The following is a 12,140-nucleotide window of genomic DNA, read 5'->3' as shown; positions in this document are numbered from 1 at the left end:
TTGGCAGCCCTCTTCCTGTATACAGGCACCAGCAAAATCATCGCTTGGCAGGAAACCTACCACTCCCTAAGAAACCAGGTGTTTGCACCTTGGATGGTAGAGATTATCTTCTACACATTGCCACCGATAGAATTGATTACAGCATTCCTATTGGTGATCCCCAAGTGGAGGCTTAGAGGGATATACCTCAGCCTACTGATGATGGCCGCATTCACAGCCTATATAGCCATCGTGATGACAGGCATATTTGGAAGGATCCCATGCACTTGTGGCGGTGTAGTCTCCAAACTCACCTGGTCCCAACACCTTATGTTCAACCTCACATTCCTGTCCATCTCACTCTTGGCGGCCTACCTCTGCAACCACAGTCCACCACATATACAAAAACACAAAGTCAATCTCCAAAAATAAAATCCACAAAACCCCGGAAAATCTGCGAGAAACCCAATCTTACAATCTTACAATTTTCCAATCTTGATAAATCGGGACACTTGTCCGCCGTGGCGGAAATTCCCCAAACCCAAAGACATTCACGCTATCCCTAATACCAGGTACTAGGCTAGCACCGGCAGGGGGCCAAACCAGCCAACCCTCTCAAAATCCAAATTGGCAGGAACATTAACAATCAAAACAATTTCAATTATGAAAAATTCAGTTAAAAACCTCCTACGTGGAGGAGTACTCATGCTCGCTGCCGTATTTGCTTTTGCATTTACGCAGCCAATCAATCAGGAAATGGTATGGGGCCAAGAGACACCAAACTCTGAACCAATAGAGGTGGAATTTGAAAGCGGTGATTACCTATGTAATTTAGCGATCGAAGAGACCTGTGTTTACCTTGACTCCTCATTGGAAACCCCTCATCCCCAATCTCCAAACGGCCGATTTGTTTATACCGGTTCAAGGAAATAATGGATCCTAATTAGTATCGACACCCTTTCCAAAAGTATGGAAAGGGTGTTTTTAACTATCTTAAATTAATTTCTTCTTCTGGTATGGGGAATACAAAATTTTCTGGCTTAGGGTCAAAAACAAAAACCTCATCTCCTAAAACCCTCTTTAAATCTACATCATTGGGATTAAGCAAAGCAAACCTTTTCAAGTCACTCCACCTCAACCCCCTGAAAACGAGCTCCTTTTTTCTCTCACCCAAAACAAAGGACAGCATATCACTTACTTCCAATATTTCGTCCATACTTATAGCACCTTTTTCATACCTGCTTTCCAATAACATGTAAACATCTCCAGCGGCACCTTTCAGATTGCCCTGTCTTGCTTTTGATTCCGCCGAAATCAAAAGCAACTCGGCATCTGTCAATCCGCCAAACAAATGGAAAGTCCCTGAAAAACTACCCCTAAAATTAATCGCATCATTGTTTCTACGGACGAAAAATACTTTCTTCCTTAAATCCAACTCATCATAGGAGTTATATAGTGAAGTATCAATCCTTGTTTCACGGTTGATGCCAAACCCAAATTGAAAAGCATTTGAATGATAGATCACCTCGCTATTTGCCAACGGTACCGGGTAGTTTAAATTTGGGTTTAAGGTTTCAAAATCCAGTAGGTTTACACCCGATTCCATCGCCTTCTCCGAATAGGTTTGTGCTTTCGCAAAATCATTCATCGATAAATATGTCCTGGCCAATAAAGCAAATGCCGCTTTCTTTGATGGCCGGCTTTTATATTTCGGCTGATCAGGCAAAAACTGTTGGGCTGATTCCAGATCCTGAATTACCTGGGCATAACCCTGTTCCACCGAACCGAATTCACTATAATTGGTTATATCAGGAACCAAAGGAAACGGTATGGCCAAATCAGTAGCAGATGTTGTCTGATCGTACTGTAAAGCGTAGTTTTTCAGAAGATTGAAAACAGCAGTTGCCCTCTTGAAATAAGCCGATCCAACAATATTTTCCAAAGCTTTTATTTCATGGTCATTTTTAGGCGTTATACTCCCGGAAACTTCCAAACAGATGTTCGAATAATAAATCTGGGCATACAGATTCAACCACTCGGTAGCAACTGTAAACCCCTCAAAAACACTTTCAAATTCACGGATGTGGGATCTTTGGATCATTGAACTTCCATAGGAAGCAAACCCTCCCGGAGTGGTGTAATACTCGTCAGCGGCAATTATGTCCAATATGGGATGTAGGTTGAATACGTTTACATTGTCCAACAAAGCCTGAAGATCCTCAATATTTTCAGGGACAGTGATACTTTTGTTTGGTTTCTCGTCCAAAAAACCTTCACAACCCACCACTATGGGCAGGAAGGCAATTATGAGTATTTTTTTATAGGTTTTCATTTTGGTATATCTTGATTATTTGTATAATTTGGTTAGACAGACAGAAACAGCTTTTTTCAGGATTTCATATCCAATCTCAGAAAAAAGAAAACCCAGGGATTTTCTGTCTATTATTTTTTCCTGTAATTTGGAGCTGGGGGAATACGTTTGATCAATGTCAAAAATCCAACCTTATTCCAGCTGCTATACTGCGCAATGGCCGCATCGTCCTAAAGTCCGGATCCAATGGGTCTTTGGAAGCTTTCCATAAAATCCCCAGGTTATTGGCATACGTATAAATTTCCGCACCTCTGAAAGGTAGATTTCCAATTATGCTACTCTTGATGTTATAGGCTATCCGGATATCCTGTAACCGAATATGATCTCCCCTTTCTATCAGAATATCTGAATAATTGTAAATATTATCCCTCAATATATTTACTGAGGAAGGCATTGAGGGTATCGAAGTAAATTCCTCATCTCCGGAAACCTGCCACCTATCAGCATAATCAGGGTGCCCTCCCTGTCCATTCAGAATGCTTTGGTATCTCACAGATTCCCTTCTATAATAATACCCAAGTCTATATGACACATTAATCGATAGGGAAAAACCATTCCACTGAAAAGTATTTCTGATGGCACCAAAGGAAGTCGGTCTTCTTGACCCATGGAATTGAATCGATTCTGGTGTCATTGAGTTAAGGATTTGGGAATAGGAATTGCTTGGTTCCCCGTCCAAGAAACCCATTGGATCTCCTGTATCGGGGTTCAGGCCGGCCCAGGGGATGCTGTACATGCCAAAAAGCGGCTTGCCTTCAAAAGGCAGGTTACCCAGTTCAAGATAATTGATGGCTGTCCCTTTAAAGAAATATTTGGTCACTTTTTCCTTCAGGTGGCTATACATGAAATTCGTTTGCCATTTAAAGTTGCCCACCAGATTCTTTGTTTGGAGTTCAAAATCCATCCCCCTGCTTTCTGTATTGGCTGTATTGCCCCTAAACCTTGAAAACCCGGTAGAGGTTGGGATTGGGGCATCTCCAATCAAATCTTCACCTACTTTCTTGAAAACATCGACCGATCCGCTCAGTCTGCCCCCTCTGCTCTCAAAATCAAGTGCTAAATTGGAAATCCGTATCTTTTCCCACCTCAACAATGGATTGGACGGATTTAAAATATTCGCTCCCAATTCTCCTGAAGGCAAGGCATTTCCCGAAATGGTGAAAAATTGTGCTGTAGTGAATGCCGTCAGTGATTTATCAATGTTTCCATTATACCCATAAGATGCCCTAAGCTTCACATAAGGAATAGATGTTAGATTGAAGAAGTCCTCTTCACTGATAACCCAACCACCTCCAAGTGACCACAAAGGCACCGCCCTTTGGTTGCTTTCTACACCAAACAAATTGGAAGCATCTTTTCTGGCACTCACCGTAACGAGGTATTTGCCTGAATAACTATACCCCACATTTGTGTAATATGACAAAAACCTATCAACCATCCCACTATGGCCTATACCCGGGAAAATTGTGGCGAGTGATCCATTATGGAATTGCCGAAACCTGCTGATGTTGTCAACCGGCCTACTGATGCCCAACTGGTCATCATACCCGTAATACCTTGTAGTGTTGGATAAAGCTTCAAAATCTTTGACTTCATATCCCATTATCCCATTTATGGAGTGATTGCCCCAGTTTTTGGAATAAGATGCTTGGGACCTTAATGTATGGCTCATTGAATTCACCATATTCAAATCCAAAATACCTCCCATGGGTACTGCCCTGTCCAGACTCCCGTCCGGGTTGGTTTGTGTGAATATATTTATCTGGTCCCGAACACTAAAAAGTGCCTCATCCCTAAAATTTTCTCCCTTTGAATTGTTCTGCCAATATTGATAGAGTACTTCTACTTTTAAACCCTTCAGTACTTTGTAGCCCAAAGAAAGGTTTAAACGGTAATCATCCGAGGAATTTCTATTTGAATGACGGCCTATTTCGTCCAACGGGACATATGACCAGTCCAACAACCCGGCAACAGCTTCACTTTGGACATATCTTGTGTTGTACTTTTGGATAATGGGCAATGGGTTGCCCAAGGCATCCGCAAGGGTTTCATAAAGGTACATGGACGGAACCTCGGTGGTGATGTCCCTGCTTCTTTTAGTATAGTATACCCCCAATCCCATACTCAACCTGCCATCCCTTGAATTCCAGTTGTTGTTGATGGAAAGGGTTTTTCTGGAATTGGAATTCCCAGTGATATTTTCCGAATTTTGATCCCACCCTGCCGATATTGCGTATTTATGGATGGAAGTGCCACCCGTAATTCCCAAGGAGTACTGCTGGTTGGCCGATGGCCGATGATAATACCTTGACAAATCACGCCTTGAATCCATATCCCTAAATGCATCTATTCTAGAACCTGCTTCCCCACCCGAAATCAAACCTTCCCTTTCGGCAATCAAAGTCTCCACTACAGGTGACAATGCCGGCCTGTTCAACGAATTTTCGGATGCATTGTAGAAACCTCTGGCAAACAACATTTCCTCAACTTCAATTACATCTGTCACAGACATCTGAGGCCTATAGAACAGGTCTTGGGATTCTGTAATATTTATGTTTGAATTGAATGTAACCGCAGGTTTTGAAACAGTCCCCTGTTTCGTTGTGACCACTATCACCCCGTTGCCGGCCCTTGCCCCCCATATACTTGCTGCAGCTGCATCTTTGAGGACTGTAATGCTTTCCACATCGTTGGGGTTGATGTTTTCCAATGGCCCGTCATAGGGAAAACCATCAACGATCACAAGGGGCATCGTATTGGCAAATATGGTATTCCTTCCCCTAATGCTTATCGGGTCACTGGCTGGACCAGACCTGTTGAATATCATCCCGGCAGTCACATCTTCCATCCTGTCGATCAGATTGGTGCTTACCCTCCTGTTGACAAGCTCTTTATCCAATACGACAAATGAACCTGTAGCCCTCTCCTTGGGTAAAGACTGGTATCCTGTGGACACTACCTCTACCGATTCCATCAACAAATCCCCTGGAACCAAATAAATATCCAACTTCAATTGGCCTGGGACATTGATTTGTGACATTCTCTTTTCGAACCCCAAAAAGCTTACACTTACAATATGCCTTCCCTGCCCAACAGACAATGAATACTCCCCTTCCACACCTGTAATCACCCTTTTCCCCAAATCATTTATTTCAACCAAAGCTCCGGGAATAGGCTCATTGGTTAGGCTGTCATATACAAAGCCCGAAACCTGAAATTGACTTATATCCTGTGCCCTTACCTGCGTATAAAATAAGAGCACAAAAAAACACAGTAATATTTTTTTCATAATCAGAATTTATTGTTTGGTTGGTATTTATTTAGCAATTCGCAAATGATCAAATGGATCCCCTCATAATCAGGGTTTTCAAACCCCATCTTGTGGATCTTCCCCCTGTGGTCCAAAATGACCAGAAAAGGAAAGTACCTGATATCATAGTAGTTGAGAAACTTGTGAGCCAAAGCATCCTGCCCTGTGAATAAGTGGACTGCCTCAGCCGGGGAATACCTTCCTCCATTTAGGCTCTTAGTCCATTTTTCCAGATTGGAGTCAGCTGAAATGGAAACCATCTGAAAACCTTCTACACCTGATAGTTTATTTGCCAGTGGAGTCAGAAGGCTTTCATTCAATTGGATACAGGCTTTGCACCCAGTGTACCAAAAATCTATAAGTGTTACTTTGCCAGAGAAGCTGGAAGTACTGACCGTCTCACCTTCCAGACCATAAAACTCTGCCTCCAACAGGGCTGAACCATATGAGCTGTTCCCATAGATTCCCATTACCTTTTCCCGGATGTCATGTCCCTCCACAAGGGCCAATGATTCTGGCAGTATCCCTACACCCTTATCCATCATGATCAGTTTGTCCATCAGGTAGGTGGCAATTACTTTATCCCGGAATCTACCCTTGGGAACTGTCGCCCAGATTTCAGGCATACCTTTGTTTGATAAGGTTGCCTCAGCCCTCATAATGATATCCATCGCCTTGGCAGCATGGTAGGAATTGCCGGAATCATCCCACAGTTTCTCCCTCAACGGATATATTTTTTTGAAAAAGAATTCTTTGTAATCATCTGATATATCCATGTCCGTCGATTTGATGGCCCTCGGCAAGAAATATCTTTGGAAATTGTTGATGGTATAAAAATGTGCCTTGGAAAAGTATTCCTGCTTCAGCAAACTCACAATCCCCTCCGGCATTTGGTCTCGATAACCCGACAAAATCCGCTCAACCTCAGTCTCGAACAATTCAATTTCAGGCGTTTGAAGAGAACTTAGAGCCTGTTTAAGATCCTTTGTCGGGATTACCTTTTTGGCAAAAGACTGGTTGTGTTCTTCAACAAAACGCTTGAGGTCTTCATCCACAGGTTTATTTGAGATCATTATTGGCCTACTTGGTTTTTCCAATACCATATGATGGTAAGCATTATCCAATTCCTGCTGACATTTGAACTTTGGGGATGCGGGACCGGCAAAGGAAATTCTCGAACTGATGTTGTCAAACTGTATCCTGATACTATCCCCAGGTTCCACCAGATATCTTTCAAGGTATGTCTTGCCCGAATCAAACAAGGTAATATAGGAAGGCCTATTCACGGAAGGGAGCACAAACCTGAATACTTTGTCAAACCCATGCCACAAACCCTGCAGTGTATTGCCAAATTGGAGGGAGTCCTGATAGGCTTGGATATCCCTGGGGTATTCGGGATCTATCAGCTCATCCCAATAATGGATATTCATAAATCGACGATGGTCTTTGTCCCTTACCACACCATAGATTACTATCGGGAGCCCATGGACACCCGGAAGGTTGTCGCCCACCACATTGTTTGGGGCCACTACCTTCAGTTGTGTGGAATGCCTCTCTGAAATCTGTTGTCCATAAAGTCCCTTCCCAATGAGGCAAAGCAATGCCAACAAGAAGATTTTTCTCTTTTCCATATTTTTCGTGATTAATTGGTTTTATTTATATACTCAAATTCCCCCACCTCTTTTTGCCCATGATGATCAGTATAGCAATCAGGCGAGGTGGTTCGCTTTCTTCCGGTGTTTTTAATGGCTCTCTTAGCATAGTGTCAATAAAATTTTCATTCCAACATTGGCCCAATCTGTTTATTTTAAACACAGTCTACAGCCTCTCGCATCTTCCATTTGTACTTGACTCTTGTCTCTTACCTCTTGCCTCTCAAAACAAAGGTGGCCGGCCTACGGTATAGTGGAATCAAAGCCGGCCAGGACTGTGCTCAGCCCCACCCCTCCGTCCGGTAGCATCGTCACCTTCTGTGTCTCCGTACTACTTGGGTTTATATTCATCGCTTAACCTTGATAAAGAAAGTTGGACGGGGAATGCCTCAGGGATTACAGTGTTTGAAGAGCTTGTCCCGATTTATCGGAATTGGAAGATTTATGATTTGGGGGTCTAGTGAGATTCATAGGGTTATGGATTGGAGGAACTTGTCCGCCGTGGCGGATTAGATTATTTGGTTGAATAGGTTATCAATTTTAAGGGCAGTCACATCGAGTTTACCTCCCAACTCAGGGAGGCGTAGGAGATGTCTCGAACTAGGGTTGATAGTCCTCCCACAATGTTGAAGGACAGACTTTAATACTTTGTACAACTTGTCCGCTACGCCGCGGCGTACAGGCGTGGTGGATTGTACAACTTGTCCGCCGTGGCGGATCGTACTTTGTACACTTTTTCTTCTCTGCTTCTCGCATCTAGCTTCTAGTCTCTCATCTCTAGCTTCTCGCATCTCAAAAACAAGACATACCCCTTCCATCCTGGAAAAAACCTGTGTTTTCTCCAACTGGGTCCAGAAACAGGGAAATGCTCCTGACGAATAAGAAATTAGAATATGGATCCTTCCCGACAGTGCTCCTGCAGTAGCTATAGTTCCGGAAAGGGTGCGGGTACATCCATGGCGTATCGACCTTGGAAAAACGTATCTAAGTAGATGCCCCGTCTCTCTTGAAAATAGAAGAATTTGAAAGAAATTAAGTTTAACCTTTTTTACCTTTCAAATTTTAATTATCAAACCGGAGATTTGATAATATTTTTTAGAACTTCCAACAAGCTTAACTTTCGAGAGAAAAATCGAATCAGATAACTGCTATTCTCCAAAATCAAAGGATTGGGGCTACTTTGAAGCTTAGAAAATATTTCAACTATCTGTTCCATCTTACTCAATTATATATTAGAATGTCTATAAAGTAAGTAAGAAGTGCTTCCAAAAAAGAGGCGTGGGTCTTACTAACTGTCTTAGAGGTACTGGTATACCTGAGGAACAAGAAAGCAAGTAGCCCACGCCAATGGCGTGAGCATTCTCACTTAATTATCCCGTTCCTCTTCAAATTACCAGTTTTCTAAGACGAGACGCTTAAGTGCAAATGCTATTAAAATTACATTCGCAATTTTGTCAAAATGAAAAGATTTTCCATCATTTGACATCGGTAAATTTAATAAATAAATCTAAACACGACAAATATGTCCTGTTATTTTTTTAATATTTTTTCAAACATTGCATTGTGGGGCAATTTAAAAACATAGAATTTTTAAAATTAGTAGGTTCAAGGATTGAATCAATCAGGAAATCAAAGAATTTATCACATGAGATTTTAGCAGAAAGAATGCACTTAAATGATGTTAGGCAAATTGGGCGAGTTATCAATGCTGAGACAAATTTTAGCACAAGTGAAATTTATAGATTTGCAATAGCTTTAGGTGTCCATCCAAAAGAGTTATTAGATTTTGATTTTGAATTAAATCCTGATTACATCCCTCCCTTACCTAAAAAGAATAAATAGTGTAAATATTTTCATCGCAGGATATCACTTGTGGCTAGAAAAATTAAGTCTATTTTTTATTTAAATAAATCTTTCATCTTTTTTGCCTTGATGCAAAAAGTAACAAAAGATCAAGACGGAGATATCTCTCGTCATACGTCGGGACAGGCATATCTGCGCTCTAGTCCAGCGCTGGCCCGGATCTCCGTCGTCCCGCCCGCATCAGGCGGTTAGTTTTGAAAATAAATAGTTTTTTCAGTGAAAATACCCTGTAGTTGGTATTTCAAGTTAAGATCGGATTGGTTATGTTTGGAGATAATTAAGAAATATCCGCAACACTTATGCGTATAGCATGCCATACGCATAAGTTTCGGAGAGCAAACTGTTATCGGCAATTAAAAATGAATAGAAAAAACTTTTAGCTATGTCTAAACAAATGAGAAAATATATTGACACGTTCGAAGAGTTTAGAGCAAAGAGAAAACAATTTGAAGTAATTGTTTCATACGATTGTAGTCAAATTCACAACAACTTCGCAAATAAATTAAGAGCAATTTTACGAAATAATTATGGAAGCCAAGAAATTACGCTTTCAAATTATAGAATAGGAAAGCTTTTGAATTTCGATGAAATTGATTCATTAAAAAAAGAAATTTTAGAATCCTTTTCAGAGTCAGCTCCTATCACAGAAGCAAAAAGAGAGAAGAAAACTGTGGTTTCAATTATTGTGCCTTCAGAGAATCAGTTTGTAATCGATGAAATCATTAATGAACCTGTGAACTAAAGAAATGATACCAAGTACTTTTATAAATCAAGCATCTGAGATTTTAGGCGAAACAGAAGGAGGACTAAGTGGTTCTAAAATAGCATCTCTTTGTTCATCCTATGCTTTTGATTTTGGTGCTGATATACCTTATCCAACTTCCCCTTTTCCTTCAGATGGTTCTGTTCCTAATAAACGATTTGCCCTAAAAAAGAACTTGGAAGCATTTTCTCCAGAGCAACAATTTAAGGTCATAAAAGAACTCTGCGAACATGAACAGTTTACAGACAATGCAAAAGCAAAAGATCTAAAAATAAAACTAATTACCAGGTTTGGGAATTTAAGTACTGAAACGGATAGTGTTAATAAAATTCTAATTGATGAAACTAAACATTGGCTTCATGGTTATGATGAACCACTAAAGTTATATGAAGATGCGTTACAAAAATTCAAGAACTCGATTTTTGAACGTAATTTACTTGATGACTTAAGATTATCTCTTGAAAAGCTTGTCAGAGAAATTTTGAGTAATTCAAAATCACTTGAAAACCAACTAAGTGACCTTGGATCTTTTATTCAAAGCAATGGAGGGTCAAAAGAATTAGGCAACATGTTTCAAAAACTCGTTGAATACTTCACCAAGTATCAAAATACCTACATTAAACATGATGATAAAGTAATTGAAGAAGAAGTTGAATTTATCTTTGAAATCACATCTTCATTCATGAAACATTTTATCAGAATGAAAAAATAAGATTTTAATAATATGGGTTGGATCGAAGACAAACGAATAATCACTGAAAGGTATTTCGAGGCTATAAATATAAACAATATTGAATTCTTTCGAATTATTAAAGAAAATCTTGAAGAGGTCAATCAAGTCTTTCCTATAATAAAGTTCATTATTTCCAGACTAGAAACTGTTACAACTCTTACAACCAGTGATCGACTTTGGGATGCTGAAATTGTACTCCGCTCTGCTCTTGAAACTTTTGTGAAATTCATGTTTATTTCAACAGCCAAAGAAGAGAAACGGACTAAACGTATTAATTAATATTGGAACTTGCTCGCAGAGGTAAGCTCCATCAAGCAATCAACTCAAGCTAAAAAGAATCTTGAATTCTTTGGTGATAGTGAAATTCATGATCTTGCATATTCACCTTTAGTTCTTCCATAGGAATTGGAAAAAGAACTTCGTGAAAAGTGGCCTAAGCCTGATAGACAAAGATTAGAGCATAAATGGTCGTTTTCCGAAATCATTCTATCCATATCAATAGAGAATAAAGGAAAGCCATTAGAAATGCTAATTACCCTTGCTCACAGTTATTGAATGAGTAGTCTTGTGATGCACGGAGATGAGACAGGAGTGCTAATCATTGAGGAACGAGAATCTAGATCACAAGAAGAAAAAGAGAAGGCTAACACGGGTCATTATTTGAGACTTATGAGTGATTCTTTGGTTTACTCTGCTTTTCTAGCGATTGAGACAATGAACTTTCTTAATCTTCCAGATAAAAAGAAGTTCTTTTTTGAAAACCAAAATCAAATGAGTGATATTCAGGAATTGATGGAAAAGTCTTTGATGATCCTGATTATGATAAATACAGAAATAAAAAAACCGATAGTCGAGGTAAAGGGGAATCCCACCCCTAAACCTCTCACAACTTGTCCCGCAATGCGGGAGATACTCCCGAGCTATCGGGATGAATCTCTCGATTGTTCATGGTGGTTATATTTATGGTATTCACGAATGCTTTGGCATTTCATACAGCCTGTACCGCTTATTGTGGAAGCTCTATGCAGTCGGATAGTCCATTTTGTTAGACTAATTTGTATCCCAGTTCCCAGTGACGTGGTTTTTACTTTTTGCCTTGATGCAAAAAGTAACCAAAAAATCAAGACGGAGATATCCTATCTGCCCACAATGCCACCGCCGGCCCGGATCTCCGTCGTCCTGCCCGCATCAGGCGGTTTGTGTTGAAAATAAAAAGTTTTTCAGTGAAAAATACCCTGTAGTTGGTATTTTATGTTTGAGGAGGATTGAGTAGGTTTGATAATTCAGATATAGACGCCATAATGGCACCTATCTCTCCGAATTGGAATGCTCTACGCCATAATGGCGTAGAGAAATCGTTAGCCACAATTCCCCCTACTTTAAAAAAGTTGATTTCGTAAGCTAACGTTTGAGAGCATCGTGGCAAGATTTTTTGTAAATTACTAGTCTCTCAGCAAGGCCGATTTTAG

The 12,140-nt window shown here is 40.4% G+C and carries 9 protein-coding genes; 5 read left to right on the top strand and 4 right to left on the bottom strand.

Annotated elements, in window-relative coordinates:
* Window positions 1-411, top strand: a 411-nt coding sequence (locus ACFSKL_RS11805) for a MauE/DoxX family redox-associated membrane protein (protein ID WP_376886444.1), incomplete at its 5' end; no start/stop codon positions are given.
* A 231-nt stretch (window positions 412-642) separates the two neighbouring features.
* The gene (locus ACFSKL_RS11800) at window positions 643-912 is read left to right on the top strand and encodes a hypothetical protein (RefSeq protein ID WP_376886443.1); all 270 of its coding nucleotides are present in this window, start codon (window positions 643-645) and stop codon (window positions 910-912) included.
* Window positions 913-967: 55 nt separating this feature from the next.
* Here the strand turns inward: ACFSKL_RS11800 and ACFSKL_RS11795 are convergent, their stop codons facing one another.
* The 4 genes from ACFSKL_RS11795 to ACFSKL_RS11780 all read right to left on the bottom strand — a co-directional run bounded on the left by ACFSKL_RS11795 (window position 968) and on the right by ACFSKL_RS11780 (window position 8,130).
* A complete protein-coding gene (locus ACFSKL_RS11795) occupies window positions 968-2,311 on the bottom strand; it encodes a RagB/SusD family nutrient uptake outer membrane protein (protein ID WP_376886442.1) in 1,344 nt (447 codons plus the stop codon).
* A 157-nt stretch (window positions 2,312-2,468) separates the two neighbouring features.
* Window positions 2,469-5,639: a SusC/RagA family TonB-linked outer membrane protein gene (locus tag ACFSKL_RS11790; RefSeq protein ID WP_376886441.1), complete on the bottom strand. Its 3,171-nt coding sequence runs from the start codon at window positions 5,637-5,639 to the stop codon at window positions 2,469-2,471.
* A gap of 2 nt (window positions 5,640-5,641) precedes the next feature.
* Window positions 5,642-7,291, bottom strand: coding sequence for a TlpA family protein disulfide reductase (locus tag ACFSKL_RS11785; RefSeq protein ID WP_376886440.1), 1,650 nt, complete (start codon window positions 7,289-7,291; stop codon window positions 5,642-5,644).
* Between the two features lie 530 nt (window positions 7,292-7,821).
* On the bottom strand, window positions 7,822-8,130 hold the full coding sequence (locus ACFSKL_RS11780; protein WP_376886439.1) for a hypothetical protein: 309 nt from the start codon (window positions 8,128-8,130) through the stop codon (window positions 7,822-7,824).
* Between the two features lie 745 nt (window positions 8,131-8,875).
* Here ACFSKL_RS11780 and ACFSKL_RS11775 point away from each other — a divergent pair.
* The 3 genes from ACFSKL_RS11775 (at window position 8,876) to ACFSKL_RS11765 (ending at window position 10,650) form a co-directional block, all read left to right on the top strand.
* Window positions 8,876-9,154: a helix-turn-helix domain-containing protein gene (locus ACFSKL_RS11775; RefSeq protein ID WP_376886438.1), complete on the top strand. Its 279-nt coding sequence runs from the start codon at window positions 8,876-8,878 to the stop codon at window positions 9,152-9,154.
* Window positions 9,155-9,557: 403 nt separating this feature from the next.
* Complete coding sequence (locus ACFSKL_RS11770; protein ID WP_376886437.1) at window positions 9,558-9,917, top strand: hypothetical protein; 360 nt, start codon at window positions 9,558-9,560, stop codon at window positions 9,915-9,917.
* A 4-nt stretch (window positions 9,918-9,921) separates the two neighbouring features.
* Window positions 9,922-10,650 (top strand): hypothetical protein, encoded by a 729-nt coding sequence (locus ACFSKL_RS11765; protein ID WP_376886436.1) that lies wholly within the window; start codon window positions 9,922-9,924, stop codon window positions 10,648-10,650.
* Window positions 10,651-12,140 lie beyond the last annotated feature (1,490 nt).

It is taken from the genome of Belliella marina (genome assembly GCF_042682445.1).
Classification (GTDB): Bacteria; Bacteroidota; Bacteroidia; order Cytophagales; family Cyclobacteriaceae; genus Belliella; species Belliella marina.
This window is presented reverse-complemented; position numbering and strand designations above follow the sequence as displayed.